This is a genomic window from Geodermatophilus sp. SYSU D00705, assembly GCF_054050135.1.
The window spans coordinates 1-17,814 of the sequence record NZ_JBJGYT010000004.1 but is presented as its reverse complement, the minus strand read 5'-3'; the positions used below and the strand labels follow the sequence as shown (position 1 = coordinate 17,814).

Here is a 17,814-nt window from a genome sequence, read left to right as displayed (position 1 = left end):
GAAGTCCCCACGATGACCATGCAGTACTGACGACGAGGTCGAGCGGGCCAGCCGCCGGCCTCACCAAGAGGAGATCCGTGCCAGGCAAAGCCCGCGTACACGAACTCGCCAAGGAGTTCGGTGTCGACAGCAAGACCGTGCTCGCCAAGCTCAAGGAGCAGGGCGAGTTCGTGAAGTCCGCCTCCTCGACCGTCGAGGCCCCCGTGGCCCGTCGGCTCCGGGAGGCCTTCGTCGCCGGTTCCGGCGGCGGCAACGGTGGCGGCTCGTCCGCCGCGCCCAAGCCCGGGCCCCGCCCCGGCCCGCGTCCGCCCGCGCCCGCCCCGCAGGCTCCGGTGGCGTCCGCGCCGGCCGCCCCGGCCCCGGCCCCGGCTGCTCCGGCTCCCGCGCCGGCCGCTCCCGCCGCACCGGCGCCCCAGGCGCCGGCGACGCGCGCCCCCGGCGGCCCCACCCCGGGTCCGCGCCCCGGTGCGGTCCGTCCGGGTGCCCCGGTCCCGGGTGCCCCGACCCCGGGTCCGCGTCCCGCCGCGGCGCCCCAGGCCCCTGCGGCCGCCGCCCCGGCCCCGCAGGCACCGGCGGCGCCCAGCGGCCCGCGTCCGGGTCCGGCGGGTGCTCCCCGTCCCGGCCCCGCCGGTGGGGCCACCCCCGGCGCCCCGCGTCCGGGTGCTCCCGGTGCGCCCGGCGCCGGTCCGCGTCCCGGCCCCCGGCCGGCTCCGCGGCCGGGCAACAACCCCTTCAGCAGCGCGCCGCGTCCGGCGCCCGCCGGCGGGCCCCGTCCCGGCCCCGGCGCGGGCCCGCGTCCCGGCCCCGGCGGTCCCCGCCCGGCTCCCGGTGCGGGCGGTCCGCGTCCTGCGCCCGGTGCGGGCGGTCCGCGTCCTGCGCCCGGTGCGGGTGGTCCGCGTCCGGCCGCCGGTCCCGGTGGCCCGCGCCCGAACCCGGGCATGATGCCGCAGCGTCCGAGCCCCGGCATGATGCCGCCGCGCCCGGCCGGTGCCGGCCGTCCCGGTGCCCCCGGTGGCGCCGGCCGCGGTCGTCCCGGTGGTGCCCCCGGCGGTGGCGGCGGTGGCTTCCGCCCCGGTGGTGGCGGCGGCGCCGGCGCCCCGGCCGGTGGTGGCTTCCGTGGTGGCGGCGGTGGCCGTGGCCGTGGCCGCGGCGGCTCGGGTGCCGGTACCGCCGGTGCCTTCGGCCGTCCCGGTGGCCGCGGTCCGGTCCGTGGCCGCAAGAGCAAGAAGCAGCGGCGTCAGGAGTTCGACTCGATGGCGGCGCCCAGCATGGGCGGCGTCCAGCTCCCGCGTGGCAACGGGCAGACCGTCCGGCTGCCGCGTGGCGCCTCGCTGACCGACCTGGCCGAGCGCATCGGCGCCCAGCCGGCCGCCCTGGTCACCGCCCTGTTCCACCTGGGCGAGATGGTCACCGCGACCCAGTCGGTCAACGACGACACCCTGCAGCTGCTCGGTGCCGAGATCGGCTGGAACATCCAGGTCGTCAGCCCCGAGGACGAGGACCGCGAGCTCCTCGAGACCTTCGACCTCACCTTCGGTGACGAGGAGGGCGACGAGGAGGACTGGTCGGCCCGTCCGCCGGTCGTGACCGTGATGGGTCACGTCGACCACGGCAAGACCAAGCTCCTCGACGCGATCCGCAACGCCAACGTGGTGGCCCGCGAGGCCGGTGGCATCACGCAGCACATCGGCGCCTACCAGATCGTGAGCGAGCTGGAGGGCGAGGAGCGTCCGATCACCTTCATCGACACCCCGGGTCACGAGTCGTTCACCGCGATGCGTGCCCGTGGCGCGAAGGTGACCGACATCGTCGTCCTGGTCGTCGCGGCCGACGACGGCGTCATGCCGCAGACGGTCGAGGCGCTCAACCACGCCCAGGCCGCCGACGTGCCGATCGTGGTCGCGGTCAACAAGATCGACAAGGAGGGGGCCAACCCCGCCAAGATCCGCCAGCAGCTCACCGAGTACGGGCTGGTGGCCGAGGAGTACGGCGGCGAGACGATGTTCGTCGACGTCTCCGCGACCACCCGCCAGGGCATCGACGACCTGCTCGCGGCGATCCTGCTGACCGCCGACGCCTCGCTGGACCTGCGCGCCAACACCGAGCAGGACCCGCAGGGTGTGGTCATCGAGGGCAAGCTGGACAAGGGTCGCGGCCCCGTCGCCACGGTGCTCGTCCAGCGCGGCACGCTGCGTCAGGGCGACTCGATCGTGGCCGGCGACGCCTACGGCCGCGTCCGGTCGCTGCTCGACGAGCACGGCAACAAGCTGAAGGAGGCCCTGCCGGCCCGCCCCGTGCAGGTCGTCGGCCTCACCTCGGTGCCGCGTGCCGGTGACACCTTCCTCGTGGTCGAGGAGGACCGGGTGGCCCGGCAGATCGCCGACCGCCGCCAGGCCCGCATCCGCAACGCGCAGAACGCCTCCATGCGCAAGCGGATCAGCCTCGAGGACCTCGACGCCGCGCTGAAGGAGAACCGTCAGCTCAACCTGATCATCAAGGGCGACAACTCGGGCACCGTCGAGGCGCTCGAAGAGGCGCTGATGAAGATCGAGGTGAGCGACGACGTCTCGCTGCGGGTCATCCACCGCGGCGTCGGGTCGATCACCAAGAGCGACATCGACCTGGCGCTGGCCGACGACGTCATCGTCCTGGGCTTCAACGTCCGGGCCGAGGGTCAGGCCACGGAGCTGGCCAACCGCGAGGGCATCGACGTCCGGTACTACTCGGTCATCTACCAGGCCATCGACGAGATCGAGGCCGCCCTCAAGGGCATGCTCAAGCCCGAGTACGAGGAGGTCCAGCTCGGCACGGCGGAGGTCCGCGAGGTCTTCCGGGTGCCGCGGATCGGCAACGTCGCCGGTTCGCTGGTCCGCAGCGGCACGATCGTCCGCAACTCGAAGGCCCGGCTCATCCGCGACGGTGCCGTGGTCGCCGACAACCTGTCGGTGGAGTCGCTGCGCCGCTTCAAGGACGACGCGACCGAGGTCCGCGAGGGCTACGAGTGCGGTATCGGCCTGGGGTCGTTCAACGACATCAAGGTCGACGACGTGATCGAGACCTTCGAGATGCGCGAGAAGCCGCGCGCGTAAGGAACCCTTCGCCCCCACCACCCGCCCCGCGCTCGCGGCGGCGGGTGGTGGAGGGCAGGGGCGCGACGTCGCAGAGCAGCAGGACGGGGGAGATCCGGTGTTCACCGGCTCGTTGGACGCCGACCTGCTGCTGGGCGACGTCCACTCGCTGAAGGGCAAGCGCGCGGTGGTCCGGCCCATCGTGGCCGAGCTGCGGCGCCGCTTCGCCGTCGCCGCGGCCGAGGTCGGCGACCAGGACCTGCACCGCCGCGCGCGGGTCGGGGTGGCCACCGTGGCCGCGGACGCCGCCCAGGTGACCGACGTCCTCGACGCCTGCGAGCGGTTGCTGGCCGAGCGGCCGGAGGTGACGCTGCTGTCGACGCACCGGCAGCTGTTCTCCGACAGTGACTAGGCAGCCCCAGAAGTCCGTCGGCCCCCTCCGGGCCCACCCCGAGCGTGCGAGGGGTGGGGAGGAGAGGGTCCTTACCCAGGAGGTCCGATGGCCGACCCGGCCCGCGCCCGCAAGCTGGCGGTGCGCATCCGCCAGATCGTCTCCGCCGCGATCGAGACGCAGATCAAGGACCCCCGCCTCGGCATGGTGACCGTCACCGACGCCCGCGTGACCAGTGACCTGCGCGAGGCCACGGTGTTCTACACGGTCTACGGGGACGCCACCCAGGTCGAGGACTCCGCCCGGGCGCTGGCGTCGGCGACCGGCGTGCTGCGCTCCACCGTGGGCAGGCAGACCGGCATCAAGTTCGTCCCGACCCTCACCTTCGTCGCCGACCACGTGCCCGACACCGCGCGCGAGCTCGACGCCGCCCTCGAGCGGGTGCGGCACGCCGACGCCGAGCTCGCCCGCATCCGCGAGGGCGCGCAGTACGCCGGCGAGCCCGACCCCTACCGCCGTCCGGCGGAGGACGACGAGGACGGCGAGGTCGAGGACGTCCTCGGCACCGCCGACGACGGCGTCGACGTCCCCACCGAGACCAGGAGTGCATCGTGAGCGAGCTCGACCCGGAGCCGGCCGACGCCGACCGCAACGAGCTGGGCGGCCGCCCCCAACCCACCACCGGTGACCCCACCGAGGGGGGCAAGCGCGGCCAGATCGGCGACGCGCCCAGCATCACCTCCGACGAGCCGGACGACGGCGGGCCGGGGTTCCCGGTCGGCGGCGGGGACGTGACCGAGGAGCAGAACGCACCGCCGGTCGCCGACCCTGGCCCCGGGGCGTGACGGCCTCCGTCCCGCCCGGCACCGATCTGACCGCCGACGCCGCCGCCGTCCTGTCCGCGGCCGCGGAGGGACGGGCGACGGTCGTCCTGTCCGGGCACGTCCAGCCCGACGCGGACGCCCTCGGCAGCACGCTCGCCCTCGCCGAGGGCCTGCGCCGCCGCGGCGCCCGGGTGCTGGCGACCTTCCCGGACCCGTTCGTGCTGCCGGCGTCCCTGAGCTGGTTGCCCGGCGTCGAGGGGCTGGTGCCCTCCAGCGCCGTCCCCGGCTCCCCGGACGTCTTCGTCAGCCTGGACGCGGCCTCGCCCACCCGGCTGGGGGAGCTGGCGGGGCTGCTGGAGCGCGCGGGCACGTCCGTCGTGGTCGACCACCACGCCAGCAACCCCGGCTTCGGCGCGGTGCGGGTGGTCGACCCCGGTGCCCCCGCGACGGTCGCGCTCGTCGCCGACCTGCTCGACGGGCTGGGCGTGACGCTCGACGAGCGGCTGGCCACCTGCCTGTACGCGGGCCTGGCCGCCGACACGGGCTCCTTCCGGTTCGGCAACACCCGGCCCGACACCCACGACCTCGCGGCGCGGCTGCTGGCCACCGGCATCGACCACGCCGCGATCAGCCAGCGGCTGTTCGACACCGCGCCGTTCGGCTGGCTGGGGCTGCTCTCCGTCGTCGCGGGCCGGGCCGTCCCCGAGCGCGGCACCGGCGCCGGCCTGGTCTGGACCTGGTCGAGCACCGCCGAGGCCGCCGAGCACGGCCTGCCCGGCGAGCAGCTCGAGGCGCTGGTCGACGTCGTCCGCTCCACCGAGGAGGCCGACGTGGCCTGCGTCCTCAAGGGGCAGGACGACGGGTCGTGGTCGGTCTCCCTGCGCTCCCGCGGCGCGACCGACGTCGCCCGGGTGGCCATGGCGCTCGGGGGTGGCGGGCACCGCGCCGCGGCCGGGTTCACGTCCTTCGACGACCGCGAGTCCACGGTGGCCCGGATCCGCGCCCAGCTCGGCGGGTGAGAGCCCGGCCGTCACCCGGCGTCCTGGCCCTGGCCGCGCCGGCGCTTGTGGTTCTGGCGGCCGAGCCGCTGTACCTGCTGGTCGACACCGCGGTGGTCGGCAACCTGGGCACCGTGGCCCTCGGTGGCCTGGCCGTCGGCGGCGGGCTGCTCGCCTGGGCTGCGGCTCTGCTGAACTTCCTCGCCTACGGCACCACCGCCCGTGCCGCCCGGCGCGCGGGGGCCGGCGACCGGGCGGGCGCGGTCGCCGAGGGCGTCCAGGCCACCTGGTTGGCCCTCGCCCTGGGCCTGCTCGTGCTGACTGCCTTCCAGCTCCTGGCCGGGCCGCTGACCCGCACGCTGGCGGGCGGCGCCGGCCCGGTCGCCGAGGCGGGGGAGACGTGGCTGCGCATCGCCGGCCTGGGCGCGCCGCTGCTCCTGGTCTCACTGGCCGGCAACGGCTGGCTGCGCGGCGTGCAGGAGCTGCGCAGCCCCATGCGCTACGTGCTCGCCGGCAGCCTGGTGAGCCTGGTGCTGTGCCCGCTGCTGGTGCACGCGGCGGGGCTCGGGCTGCCCGGCTCGGCCGTCGCCAACGTCGCCGGGCAGTCGGTATCGGCGGCCCTCTTCGTGCGGGCGCTGCTGCGGGAGGGCGTCCCGTGGCGTCCCCGCGTGGCCGCCCTCCGGGCACAGCTGGTCATCGGCCGCGACCTGCTGCTGCGGGCCGCCGTCCTCCAGGTCTCCTTCCTCGTCGCGACCGGCGTCGTGGCGCGGGCCGGCACCGCGGAGCTCGGAGCGCACCAGATCGCCATCCAGCTGTTCTTCTTCCTCGCCCTGGTCCTGGACGCCTACGCGATCGCCGCCCAGACCCTCGTCGGCCAGGCCCTCGGGGCCGGCCGGCCGGACGACGCCCGCGCCACCGCCCGCCGCGTCACGGCGTGGGGCCTGGGCACCGGGGTCATCGTCGCGGCCGTGCTGCTGGCCCTGCGCCCGGTGGTGCCGCAGCTGTTCACCGACGACCCCGCGGTGGTCGCGCAGGCCGGCGTCGCCTGGTGGTTCCTCGCTGGCATGCAGCCCCTGGCGGGCGTGGTGTTCGCCCTGGACGGCGTCCTCATGGGCGCCGGCGACGTCGGCTACCTGCGCACGGTGACCGTCGGCGCGGCCCTGGTCGGCTTCCTGCCGCTGTCGCTGCTGGCGATCCCGCTCGGCTGGGGGCTGGCCGGCGTCTGGACCGGCCTGGTCCTCTTCGTCGGTCTGCGGCTGGTCGCGGTCCTGGTCCGGGTGGCGGGGGACCGGTGGCTGCAGGCACCTGAGACGGTGACGGTGTGAGCCGACGTGACGACGACGCGGACGTGAGCATCGCGGGGAGCGCCAGCGACCGAGGCGCGGAGCGGGCGCGGAGTGGAACCGGGACCAGGGGCCGCCGCCGTCCCGACGCCGACGTCCCCCCTGGCCTGCTGCTGGTCGACAAGCCGGGCGGGATGACGTCGCACGACGTCGTGGCACGGGCCCGGCGGGTGCTCTCGGTCCGGCGGGTCGGCCACGCCGGCACCCTCGACCCGATGGCCACCGGCCTGCTGGTCCTGGGTGTCGGCTCGGCCACCCGGCTGCTCGGGTACGTGGGCGGGCACGACAAGACCTACGAGGCGACCATCCGCCTCGGCCAGTCGACGGTGACCGACGACCGCGAGGGCGAGGTGCTCACCACCACCTCCGCGGCGCACGTCGACGACGCCGCGGTCGCCGACGCGCTGGCCGCCCAGACCGGACCGCTGCTGCAGGTGCCGTCCTCGGTGAGCGCGGTCAAGGTGGCCGGCCGCCGCTCCTACGACCGGGTCCGCGCCGGTGAGGACGTCGTGCTGGAGCCGCGGGCGGTCACCGTGCACCGCATCGAGGTGCACCGGACCACCCGGCCGACGCCGGACCTGGTGGACGTCGAGGTCACCGTGGCCTGCACCGCCGGCACCTACATCCGCGCCATCGCCCGCGACGCCGGAGCCGCGCTGGGGGTCGGCGGCCACCTCACCGCCCTGCGCCGCACCGCCTCGGGTCCCTTCTCCGTCGCCGACGCCGCGCCCGTCGAGGACGCCGGCGCCGCGCTGGCCGCCGGGAGCAGCGGCCCGGGCGTGCTCGGCCTGACCGACGCCGCGCGCGCCGTCTTCCCCGAACGCGCCCTCACCGACGACGAGGCCCGCGCGCTCGGCCACGGGCAGCGGGTCCGGCCGACCGGCGCCCCCGGCCTGCACGCCGCGGTGGACGGCGCCGGCCGGCTGGTCGCCCTGGTCGAGGACGCCGGGTCCGGCGCCCGCGTGGTGGTCGGCTTCCCGCCCGCCTGAGCTGTGGCAGCCTGCAGGCGTGCTGGACGACCGCCTGCGGGCCCTGGAGGCCCAGCTCGCCCCGCTCCCCGGCGTGCTCGTCGCCTTCTCCGGCGGGGTCGACTCCGGGCTGCTGCTGGCCGCCGCGGTGCGCGCCCTGGGCACCGACCGGGTCGTGGCCGCCACCGCGGTCTCCCCGAGCCTGCCGGCCGCCGAGCGGGAGGGCGCGGTCGCCTTCGCCGCCTCCCTGGGGGTGCGCCACGAGCTGCCGCGCACCGACGAGCTGTCCCGGGCCGGCTACGTCGCCAACGCCGGCGACCGGTGCGCCTTCTGCAAGACCGAGCTGGTCGACGTCCTGCTGCCGCTGGCGGCGGGCCTCGGCATCTCCGACGTCGTCACCGGCACCAACGCCGACGACCTGCGCGCCGGGTTCCGGCCGGGCATCCGCGCCGCGGCCGACCGGGGTGCCTGGGCGCCGCTGGCCCGCGCCGGGCTGACCAAGGACGACGTGCGCGCCGCCGCCCGCCGGTGGCGGCTGGCCCTGGCCGACAAGCCCGCCGCGGCCTGCCTGGCCAGCCGGATCGCCTACGGCGTCCCGGTGTCGGCCGAGCGGCTGGCCCGCGTGGAGGCCGCCGAGGGTGCCCTGCGCGCCGCGCTGGCCGACGCCGGTCTGCCGGTGCGCGACCTGCGGGTGCGCGACATGGGGGACGACGTCGCGCGGGTGGAGGTGGACGCGGCCGTCGTCCCCGCGCTGACCGCGCGCCCGGACCTGCTCGCCGCGGTCCCCGGCTTCGACCGGGTGGACGTCGACCCGCGGGGCTTCCGCTCGGGGTCGATGAACGAGCTGTTGCCGGACCCGGTCCGCTACCGCTGAGCCGAGCGGACGATCCGCGCGGCGGCCACCCCGGCGCCGAACCCGTTGTCGATGTTGACCACCAGCACCCCGGGCGCGCAGGCGGTGAGCATCGTCAGCAGCGCCGCCAGCCCCTCGAACGCCGCGCCGTAGCCCACCGACGTCGGCACGGCCACCACCAGCCGGTCGGTGAGGCCGGCCACCACGCTGGGCAGGGCACCGTCCATGCCGGCGACCACGACGACCGCGTCGGCCGCGGCGAGGTCGGGGGCCACGGCCAGCACCCGGTGGACGCCTGCGACGCCGACGTCGTCCACCCGACGGCAGCCCACCCCGCAGGCGGCCAGGGTGAACGCCACCTCGGCGGCCACGGCGCCGTCCGAGGTCCCCGCGGTGAGCACGAGCACCTCGCCCGTCGGCGGGGGGAGCGTGCCGACGGCCACGCACCGGGCCGCCTCGTCCACGGTCGCGTCCGGCCACCGCCGGCGCACCGCCGCGACGGTCTCCGCGTCGGCGCGGGTGGCCCAGGCCGACGTCGCGCCGCCGTCGAGCAGCGCGGCCAGGCAGGCGACGGTCTCCTCCGGGGACTTCCCGGCGGCGTACACCACCTCGGGCGTGCCGGTGCGCCGCTCCCGGTCGAGGTCCAGGCGGGCGAAGCCCAGGTCGGCGGTGCGCTCGGAGGTCACCCGGTCAGGGTGCCCCACCCGGGATTGACCGTCGCCGGGGCCGGGAAGGGGAGGGCCATGAGCGTCGTCAAGATCAACGCGATCACCGTCCCGCCGGACAAGCAGGAGCGCTTCGAGGAGCGGTTCCGCGGCCGGGCCGGCGCGGTGGAGCAGACCCCCGGCTTCGAGTGGTTCGAGCTGCTGCGCCCGCAGGAGGGCACCGACCAGTACCTCGTCTACACCCGCTGGAGCAGCGAGGAGGCCTACCGGTCCTGGCAGTCCAGCCAGGACTTCGACCGTGCCCACAGCGGCGGCGGGGACACGCTCGCGCCGGCCGCCGCCACCTCCTCCCACCTGTGGAGCTACGAGGTGATCGAGACCGCCGGCCCGAAGGCGTCCCAGGCCTGACCGGCGGAGGGGCCGGGGACGGTCGTCGTCGGCCCCCCGCCGTGGCGGGGCTAGGGTGAGCGGGCGGGTCCGGCACTCCGCCTGACGCCGTCCGATGATGCCTGCACGCTGCGAAGTGGGAGCCATGACCGACACGCTCGCCGACAGCCGTACCTCCTCCCGGATGTTCACCGGGAGCGTGCCGGTGGTCGTGGAGGACGTGCGCCGGCGGCCCACGGCCGAGCGCGCCGAGCTGCTGGCCGACCCCGGCTTCGGCCGCTACTTCACCGACTCGATGTTCGTGGCCCGGTACCGGGCGGGGGAGGGCTGGTACGACGCCCGGCTCACCGCCTACGCCCCGCTGCAGGTCGACCCGGCCACGGCCGCGCTGCACTACGCGCAGTCGATCTTCGAGGGGCTCAAGGCCTACGCCCAGCCCGACGGCAGCGTCGCGACCTTCCGGCCGGAGGCCAACGCCGCCCGCTTCGTCCGCGGCGCCAAGCGCCTGGCGATGCCGCCGGTGCCCGAGGAGGCGTTCCTCGCCGCCGTCGACGCCCTGGTCGACGCCGACCGCGACTGGGTGCCCACCGGCCCCGACCAGACCCTCTACCTGCGCCCCTACCAGCTGGCGACCGAGCCCTTCCTCGGCGTCCGGCCGGCCCACGAGTACCTGTTCCTGGTGATCGCCAGCCCGGCCGGCGCGTACTTCCCCCGCGGGGTCCACCCGGTGTCGGTGTACCTCTCGGAGGACTACATCCGGGCCGCGCCCGGCGGCACCGGCGACGTCAAGTGCGCCGGCAACTACGCCGCCAGCCTCCTGGCGCAGGAGCAGGCGATCGACGCCGGCTGCGACCAGGTCGTGTGGCTCGACGCGGTGGAGAAGCGCTACGTCGAGGAGATGGGCGGGATGAACCTGTTCTTCGTCCTCGGCGAGGGGGACGACGCCGAGCTGGTCACCCCCGAGCTGACCGGCACCCTGCTGCCCGGCATCACCCGCGACTCGCTGATCACCGTCGCCCGGGAGATGGGCCACACCGTCACCGAGCGCCGGTTCAGCGTCGACGAGTGGCGGGCCGGGGTCGCCGACGGCACCGTCACCGAGACCTTCGCCTGCGGCACCGCCGCGGTGATCACCCCGGTCGGGGAGGTCAAGGCCCGCACCGGCGACTTCACCGTCGGCGACGGCAAGCCCGGACCGGTGACGATGAAGCTGCGCGAGCACCTGCTCGACATCCAGCACGGCCGGGTGCCCGACACCCACGGCTGGCTGCACCGGGTCGCCTGAACCCGTGCTCCGTTGGCGGGGGCTGGAGGCCACCCCGGGTGACCTCGGTCGCACGGTGGTCACCGTCGGCATGTACGACGGTGTCCACCGTGGGCACCAGGAGCTGATCGGCACCGCCGTGGCGCGGGCCCGGTCGGCAGGCCGCCCCTGCCTGCTGCTCACCTTCGACCCGCACCCCTCCGAGGTGGTGCGCCCCGGCTCCCACCCGGCGATCCTCACCTCGATGGACCGCAAGGCCGAGCTGGTGGCCGACCTCGGCGTCGACGCCATGTGCGTGCTGCCGTTCACCCCGGAGTTCATGCGGCTGTCGCCGGAGACCTTCACGCACACCGTGCTGGTCGAGCACCTGCACGTCGCCTCGGTGGTCGTGGGGGAGAACTTCACCTACGGCCACCGGGCGGCGGGCTCGGTCGCGACGCTCACCCAGGAGGGACGCCGCTTCGGCTTCGCGGTGGAGGGCGTGCCGCTGGCCAACGTCACCATGGGCCCCGACTCCTCCGCGGCCGGGGAGATCACCATCTCCTCGACCTACATCCGGGCCTGCGTGGCCGCCGGCGACATGACCTCGGCGGCCCGCGCGCTCGGCCGGCCGCACCGCATCGAGGGGGTCGTCGTCCGCGGTGACCGCCGGGGCCGCGAGCTGGGGTACCCGACGGCGAACGTGGAGTCCCCGCCCTTCACGGCCGTCCCGGCCGACGGCGTCTACGCCGGGTCGCTGGTCACCCGCGACCCGCGCAGCGGCGTCACGCTCAGCACCTTCCCGGCGGCGATCTCGGTGGGCACCAACCCGACCTTCCAGGGCACCCGGCGCACCGTCGAGGCGTTCCTGCTCGACTTCGAGGGCGACCTCTACGGCGAGCACGTCGGGGTGGAGTTCGTCCAGCGGCTGCGCCCGATGCTCGCCTTCGCCGGCATCGGGGAGCTGGTCGAGGCGATGGACCGCGACGTCGCCGAGACCCGCGCACTGCTGGGCCTCTGACCCCGACGGGCGAGGCCGGCCCGCCCGGCGGGGCGACCGCGAACGCACCGCTGGTAGCCTGGGCGGGACGTCGGTGAACCCCGACGTGTGTGCAGCCTGCCCCCGTGACCGAGACCGGGGGCCACACGTGACCTGGCCAGGAGGCAGTCCATGGCGCTCGACAGCGCGACGAAGCAGCAGATCATGACCGAGTACGCGACGGTCGAGAAGGACACCGGCTCGCCCGAGGTACAGGTCGCGATGCTGACCCGCCGGATCAGCGACCTGACCGAGCACCTCAAGCAGCACAAGCACGACCACCACAGCCGGCGGGGCCTGCTCCTGCTGGTCGGCCGGCGTCGCCGGCTGCTGAACTACCTGGCGAAGACGGACATCAACCGTTACCGCTCGCTCATCGAGCGGCTCGGCCTGCGCCGCTGAGCCACGAGGGGACCGTCCCGCCGGGACGGTCCCCTCTCTCGTGCGGCACCCGCCCACGAGACCCCCGGCCCCTCGCCGGACCCCCACGCTGGTCGGTCCTCGGTAGTGGCCCCCGGGCATGGTCGTCCCCCTCAGGGGGAACCTCCCGAGGGCTTCGATCGAAGACCGGTCACCCGGGCGCAGTTCGGCGCAGGACGCCACAAGAGGACGTCGCCGCATGCGACGTAGGAAGAGGACGACGTGTCCGCACCCACCACGCAGAACAGCAGCACCGCTGCTGAGTTCGACCCCGAGGACGGCGTCACCACCGCCACCGCGGTCATCGACAACGGCAGCTTCGGCAGCCGCAGCGTCACCTTCGAGACCGGCCGGCTGGCCCGTCAGGCCGCCGGCTCGGTCGTCGTCTCCATGGGCGACACCATGCTGCTGTCGGCCACCACGGCCGGCCGCCAGCCGAAGGAGCAGTTCGACTTCTTCCCGCTGACGGTCGACGTCGAGGAGCGCATGTACGCCGCCGGGCGCATCCCCGGCTCGTTCTTCCGCCGCGAGGGCCGGCCGTCCGAGGACGCGATCCTCACCTGCCGGCTGATCGACCGCCCGCTGCGCCCGACCTTCGCCAAGGGCCTGCGCAACGAGGTCCAGGTCGTCATCACCGTCCTGTCGCTGGACCCCGACCACCTCTACGACGTGCTGGCGATCAACGGGGCCTCGGCCTCCACCCAGCTGTCGGGCCTGCCGTTCTCCGGCCCGGTCGGCGGCACCCGCGTGGCGCTGATCAACGGCCAGTGGGTCGGCTTCCCGACGCACCAGGAGCTCGAGGACGCCGTCTTCGACATGGTCGTGGCCGGCCGCGTCCTCCCGGACGGCGACGTCGCGATCATGATGGTCGAGGCCGAGGCCACCGAGAAGACGATCCAGCTGGTCGCCGGTGGCGCCCCCGCCCCGACCGAGGAGGTCGTGGCGCAGGGTCTCGAGGCCGCCAAGCCGTTCATCAAGGCGCTGTGCGAGGCCCAGAGCGCGCTGGCCGCCAAGGCCGCCAAGCCGGTCGCGGAGTTCCCCCGCTTCCTGGACTACCAGGACGACGTCTACGCCGCCGTCGAGGCGCAGGCCGCCGCCAAGCTCGCCGAGGTGCAGGCCATCGCCGGCAAGCAGGAGCGCGAGCTCGCCACCGACGCCCTCAAGGACGAGGTCAAGGCCGCCCTGGCCGGCCAGTTCGAGGGGCGCGAGAAGGAGATCTCCGGCGCCTTCCGCGCGGTGACCAAGAAGGTCGTCCGGCAGCGCATCCTGCGCGACAAGGTCCGCATCGACGGGCGCGGCCTGACCGACATCCGGCCGCTGTCGGCCGAGGTCGAGGTCGTCCCGCGGGTGCACGGCTCGGCGCTGTTCGAGCGCGGCGAGACCCAGATCCTGGGCATCACCACGCTGAACATGCTGCGTATGGAGCAGCAGCTGGACACGCTCTCGCCCGAGACGCGCAAGCGCTACATGCACAACTACAACTTCCCGCCGTACTCCACCGGTGAGACCGGCCGCGTGGGCTCGCCCAAGCGCCGCGAGATCGGCCACGGCGCGCTCGCCGAGCGGGCTCTCCTGCCGGTGCTGCCCGACCGCGAGGAGTTCCCCTACGCGATCCGGCAGGTCTCCGAGGCGCTGGGCTCCAACGGCTCGACGTCCATGGGCTCGGTCTGCGCCTCGACGCTGGCCCTGCTCAACGCCGGTGTCCCGCTGAAGGCACCGGTGGCCGGCATCGCCATGGGTCTGGTGTCCGACGAGGTCGACGGCAAGACCGAGTACGTGGCCCTGACCGACATCCTCGGGGCCGAGGACGCCTTCGGTGACATGGACTTCAAGGTCGCCGGCACCAAGGACTTCGTCACGGCCCTCCAGCTGGACACCAAGCTCGACGGCATCCCCTCCGACGTCCTCGCGCAGGCGCTGACCCAGGCCCGCGCGGCCCGGCTGCACATCCTGGACGTCATGGGCGAGGCCATCGACGGTCCCGACGAGATGAGCCCCTACGCCCCGCGGGTGACCACGGTGCGCATCCCGGTGGACAAGATCGGCGCGGTCATCGGCCCCAAGGGCCAGATGATCAACGCGATCCAGGACGAGACCGGCGCGGACATCACCATCGAGGACGACGGCACGATCTACGTCGGCGCCTCCGACGGCCCCTCGGCCCAGGCCGCGGTGGACCGGATCAACGCCATCGCGAACCCGCAGATGCCCAAGGTCGGCGAGCGCTTCCTCGGCACGGTCGTCAAGACCACGCCGTTCGGCGCCTTCGTCTCCCTGCTCCCGGGCAAGGACGGCCTGGTCCACATCAGCAAGCTCGGCGGTGGCAAGCGGATCGCCAAGGTCGAGGACGTCGTGAACGTCGGCGACAAGCTGCAGGTGGAGATCACCGACATCGACGCCCGCGGCAAGATCAGCCTGGTGCCGGTCGCCGCCGAGGGTGAGGCCGCCGCCTCCGACGCCCCGGCCGACGCGGCCGCGCCCGCGGAGGCGTGACCACGGACACCACGCAGTTCACGACCGGGGCCGGCACGGGCGCAGCGACGCCCGTCCCGGCCCCGGCCGGTGTCGGGGAGACCGTCGTCCTCGACGTCGACGAGTTCGGCGGCCGGGTGGAGCGCACCGAGCTGCCCGGTGGCCTGCGGGTCCTGACCGAGACCATGCCGGGGGTGCTGTCGGCGACCGTCGGCATCTGGGTCGGGGTGGGCTCCCGGGACGAGACCGACGACGTCGCCGGGTCCTCGCACTTCCTCGAGCACCTGCTGTTCAAGGGCACCGGCAGCCGCGGCGCGCTGGAGATCGCGACGGCGATGGACGCCGTGGGCGGTGAGATGAACGCCTTCACCGCCAAGGAGCACACCTGCTACTACGCCAACGTGCTCGCCAGCGACCTACCGCTGGCGGTCACCCTCCTCGGTGACCTGGTCACCGACGCGCTGAACACCGCCGAGGACCTCGAGTCCGAGCGGACGGTGGTGCTCGAGGAGATCGCGATGCGCGACGACGAGCCCGCCGACGCCGTGCACGACCTGTTCGCCGAGACCCTGTTCGCCGGCACCGCCCTGGGCCGCTCGGTGCTCGGCACGGTGCACTCCATCGAGGCGCTGACCCGCGACGACGTCGACGGGTGGTACCGGCGGCGGTACGCCCTCCCGTCGATCGTGGTGACCGCGGCCGGCCGGGTGGACCACCGCGAGGTGCTCGACCTGGTCGCCGCCGCCTTCGGCCCCCGCCTGGCCGGGCCGGCCACGCCCGCCCCGCTGCGGCGGGGTGAGGAGGGCACCTCGACCCGTCCCGCCCGCCGGACCGGGCTCATCCACCGCCCGACCGAGCAGGCGCACCTGCTGCTCGGCTCGGTGGGGATGGGCCGCCTCGACGAGCGGCGCTACGCCGCGGCGGTCATGGAGACCGCCGTCGGCGGGGGGATGAGCTCGCGGCTGTTCCAGGAGATCCGGGAGAAGCGGGGGCTGGTCTACAGCGTGGGCACCGCGCTCACCCACTACGCCGGCACCGGGGCGTTCTCGGTCTACGCCGGGTGCTCGCCCAAGCGGGTGCCGGAGGTGCTGCGGCTGGTCCGGGAGGAGCTGGCCCGGGTCGCCGCCGACGGGCTCACCTCCGAGGAGGTCGCCCGGGGGCGGGGTCAGCTCAAGGGCGGCCTGGTCCTGGGGCTGGAGGACACCGGTTCCCGGATGAGCCGCCTCGGCAAGAGCGAGCTCTCCTACGGGGAGTACCTGCCGGTGCGGGAGGTCCTCGCCCGCCTGGACGGCGTCAGCGAGGACGACGTCCGCTCGGTGGCCGCCGAGCTGCTGGCCCGCGAGACGTGCCTGGCGGTGGTCGGCCCGTACCGCGAGTCGGAGCTCGACCGGCTGGCATGAGCGCACGTCACCCCGCGGTCGCCGTCCACGGCGCGCTCTCCCGCGGCGTCCTCGCCGTCGCCGTGCTCGTCTCGCTGGCCGTCCTGTTCGCCCCGGGGGACGACGTCCCGTCGGCGCCCCCCGGGGTGGACAAGCTGGTGCACCTGGCCCTGTTCGCCGTGCTGGCACTGAGCGGGCGGTGGGCCGGCATCCGGGCGGGTCTGCTCGCGGCGCTGCTGGTCGCCTACGCCGCCGTCAGCGAGGTCGTGCAGGGCATGGTGCCGCTGGAGCGGTCGGCGTCGGTCGCGGACTGGGGCGCCGACGTCGTCGGCATCCTCGTCGGGCTCCTGCTGGCGGCCGGCGTGCTCCGGAGGACCGCCGGCTGACGGCGCGGCCGCCTTGCATCCCCGGCGCCCGCCGGGAAACCTGACCGCGTGACCACCGGTATCCCCGCCTCTGACCAGCACGGATCCGCCACGACCGCGGGGGAGACCCCCCTCATCCCCGTCGGCGTCCTCGGCGCCCGGGGCCGCATGGGCACGGAGGTGGTCAAGGCGGTCAACGCCGCCGAGGACCTCGAGCTCGTGGCGATGGTCGACTCCGGGGAGTGGCTGTTCGACCTCGCCAACACCGGTGCGCAGGTCGTCGTGGACTTCACCCGCCCGGACGTCGTCATGGACAACATCCGGTTCTGCATCGACAACAACATCCACTGCGTCGTCGGCACCACCGGTTTCGACGAGGCCCGGCTCGCCACCGTCGCCGAGTGGCTCGAGCCCAAGCCGGACGTCGGCGTCGTGATCGCCCCCAACTTCGGCATCGGCGCGATCCTGCTGATGCGCTTCGCCCAGGAGGCGGCGCGCTTCTTCCCCTCCACCGAGATCGTGGAGCTGCACCACCCGAACAAGGTCGATGCGCCGTCGGGGACGGCGGTCCGTACCGCGCGCCTGATCGCGGAGGCACGCGCCGCCGCCGGCCTGCCGCCCTCGCCCGACGCCACCACCGACTCGCTGCCCGGTGCACGGGGTGCCGACGTCGACGGCGTCGCGGTCCACGCCGTCCGCCTCAGTGGTCTCGTCGCGCACCAGGAGGTCCTCATGGGCGCGCCGGGGGAGACCCTCACCCTCCGCCACGACTCCTACGACCGCGCGTCCTTCATGCCGGGCGTGCTGCTGGCGGTGCGGGAGGTGGCCCGCCGGCCGGGGCTGACGATCGGGATCGAGAGCCTGCTGGGCATCTGAGCCCGCCGACACGACGCCCCCGATGGGGCTGGTGTGGCGATCCGAGCGTGACCTGCGTCGCAGGTCGGCGCGAACCGCACCGCGCTGACCTGCGATTTCACTGCTCATGGCCGTCCCGCAAGGGTCTTCGGACCCTTCCGGGGCCGGGAGCGGTTTGACGCGGCCCCCGCGGCCGCGTAACTTTCTCTCTGCGCCGAGCGAGACCGGGTCCGAGACCCGGGAGCCGCCGGTCAGACCTCCGGGTGTGACAGCGAGCCGTGCACGGCGTACGGTAGGACAAGCCGCCAGGGACGAACCCCGCGAGGGTCTACTTCCTGCGCGTCCGCTCCTTGAGAACTCAACAGCGTGCCGAAAGTCAGTGCCAAGTAATAAATCCCCCGCACTGCACACTTGGTTGTGTGGTGAGGGATTCCTTTGGTTGATGGATCATCGAGAGTGCTAGCTCTCGGTTCTCGGCCTGGGATGCAAATTCATCTACGGAGAGTTTGATCCTGGCTCAGGACGAACGCTGGCGGCGTGCTTA

At 74.6% G+C, this 17,814-nt stretch carries 17 protein-coding genes and 1 pseudogene; 17 read left to right on the top strand and 1 reads right to left on the bottom strand.

What is annotated here, in order from left to right; all coding sequences use genetic code 11:
* Positions 1–77: 77 nt before the first annotated feature.
* The 9 genes and pseudogenes from ACI78Q_RS04295 to larE form a co-directional block, all read left to right on the top strand.
* Positions 78–218: pseudogene (locus ACI78Q_RS04295) on the top strand (translation initiation factor IF-2 N-terminal domain-containing protein); the annotation flags it as partial.
* 1,035 nt (positions 219–1,253) lie between these two features.
* Positions 1,254–3,089, top strand: coding sequence for a translation initiation factor IF-2 (gene infB / locus ACI78Q_RS04290; RefSeq protein WP_456922306.1), 1,836 nt, complete (start codon positions 1,254–1,256; stop codon positions 3,087–3,089).
* A gap of 97 nt (positions 3,090–3,186) precedes the next feature.
* A complete protein-coding gene (locus tag ACI78Q_RS04285; protein WP_456922085.1) occupies positions 3,187–3,480 on the top strand; it encodes a DUF503 domain-containing protein in 294 nt (97 codons plus the stop codon).
* Between the two features lie 87 nt (positions 3,481–3,567).
* On the top strand, positions 3,568–4,074 hold the full coding sequence (gene rbfA / locus ACI78Q_RS04280) for a 30S ribosome-binding factor RbfA (RefSeq protein WP_456922084.1): 507 nt from the start codon (positions 3,568–3,570) through the stop codon (positions 4,072–4,074).
* A complete protein-coding gene (locus ACI78Q_RS04275) occupies positions 4,071–4,304 on the top strand; it encodes a hypothetical protein (protein ID WP_456922083.1) in 234 nt (77 codons plus the stop codon). The genes rbfA and ACI78Q_RS04275 overlap by 4 nt, the downstream gene beginning before the upstream one ends.
* Positions 4,301–5,302 (top strand): DHH family phosphoesterase, encoded by a 1,002-nt coding sequence (locus tag ACI78Q_RS04270; RefSeq protein ID WP_456922082.1) that lies wholly within the window; start codon positions 4,301–4,303, stop codon positions 5,300–5,302. The genes ACI78Q_RS04275 and ACI78Q_RS04270 overlap by 4 nt, the downstream gene beginning before the upstream one ends.
* The gene (locus ACI78Q_RS04265; RefSeq protein WP_456922081.1) at positions 5,299–6,606 is read left to right on the top strand and encodes an MATE family efflux transporter; all 1,308 of its coding nucleotides are present in this window, start codon (positions 5,299–5,301) and stop codon (positions 6,604–6,606) included. The genes ACI78Q_RS04270 and ACI78Q_RS04265 overlap by 4 nt, the downstream gene beginning before the upstream one ends.
* Positions 6,603–7,613: a tRNA pseudouridine(55) synthase TruB gene (gene truB, locus ACI78Q_RS04260; RefSeq protein WP_456922080.1), complete on the top strand. Its 1,011-nt coding sequence runs from the start codon at positions 6,603–6,605 to the stop codon at positions 7,611–7,613. The genes ACI78Q_RS04265 and truB overlap by 4 nt, the downstream gene beginning before the upstream one ends.
* Before the next feature lie 19 nt (positions 7,614–7,632).
* A complete protein-coding gene (gene larE, locus ACI78Q_RS04255) occupies positions 7,633–8,466 on the top strand; it encodes an ATP-dependent sacrificial sulfur transferase LarE (protein ID WP_456922079.1) in 834 nt (277 codons plus the stop codon).
* On the opposite strand, the gene larB is transcribed toward larE, so the two are convergent.
* The gene (gene larB / locus ACI78Q_RS04250; RefSeq protein WP_456922078.1) at positions 8,457–9,131 is read right to left on the bottom strand and encodes a nickel pincer cofactor biosynthesis protein LarB; all 675 of its coding nucleotides are present in this window, start codon (positions 9,129–9,131) and stop codon (positions 8,457–8,459) included. The genes larE and larB overlap by 10 nt on opposite strands.
* Positions 9,132–9,188: 57 nt before the next feature.
* On the opposite strand from larB, the gene ACI78Q_RS04245 reads away from it, so the two are divergent.
* The 8 genes from ACI78Q_RS04245 (at position 9,189) to dapB (ending at position 17,291) form a co-directional block, all read left to right on the top strand.
* Positions 9,189–9,518, top strand: coding sequence for an antibiotic biosynthesis monooxygenase family protein (locus ACI78Q_RS04245; protein ID WP_456922077.1), 330 nt, complete (start codon positions 9,189–9,191; stop codon positions 9,516–9,518).
* Between the two features lie 124 nt (positions 9,519–9,642).
* Complete coding sequence (locus ACI78Q_RS04240; protein WP_456922076.1) at positions 9,643–10,782, top strand: branched-chain amino acid aminotransferase; 1,140 nt, start codon at positions 9,643–9,645, stop codon at positions 10,780–10,782.
* Between the two features lie 4 nt (positions 10,783–10,786).
* The gene (locus tag ACI78Q_RS04235) at positions 10,787–11,761 is read left to right on the top strand and encodes a bifunctional riboflavin kinase/FAD synthetase (RefSeq protein ID WP_456922075.1); all 975 of its coding nucleotides are present in this window, start codon (positions 10,787–10,789) and stop codon (positions 11,759–11,761) included.
* Between the two features lie 150 nt (positions 11,762–11,911).
* On the top strand, positions 11,912–12,181 hold the full coding sequence (gene rpsO / locus ACI78Q_RS04230; RefSeq protein WP_072920360.1) for a 30S ribosomal protein S15: 270 nt from the start codon (positions 11,912–11,914) through the stop codon (positions 12,179–12,181).
* A 240-nt stretch (positions 12,182–12,421) separates the two neighbouring features.
* Positions 12,422–14,692, top strand: a complete 2,271-nt coding sequence (locus tag ACI78Q_RS04225) for a polyribonucleotide nucleotidyltransferase (protein WP_456922074.1) — start codon at positions 12,422–12,424, stop codon at positions 14,690–14,692.
* A complete protein-coding gene (locus tag ACI78Q_RS04220; protein WP_456922073.1) occupies positions 14,689–16,071 on the top strand; it encodes a M16 family metallopeptidase in 1,383 nt (460 codons plus the stop codon). The genes ACI78Q_RS04225 and ACI78Q_RS04220 overlap by 4 nt, the downstream gene beginning before the upstream one ends.
* Positions 16,068–16,436, top strand: coding sequence for a VanZ family protein (locus tag ACI78Q_RS04215; RefSeq protein WP_456922072.1), 369 nt, complete (start codon positions 16,068–16,070; stop codon positions 16,434–16,436). Before ACI78Q_RS04220 ends, ACI78Q_RS04215 begins: the two co-directional genes overlap by 4 nt.
* Before the next feature lie 48 nt (positions 16,437–16,484).
* Complete coding sequence (dapB, locus tag ACI78Q_RS04210; protein WP_456922071.1) at positions 16,485–17,291, top strand: 4-hydroxy-tetrahydrodipicolinate reductase; 807 nt, start codon at positions 16,485–16,487, stop codon at positions 17,289–17,291.
* Positions 17,292–17,814: the final 523 nt, after the last annotated feature.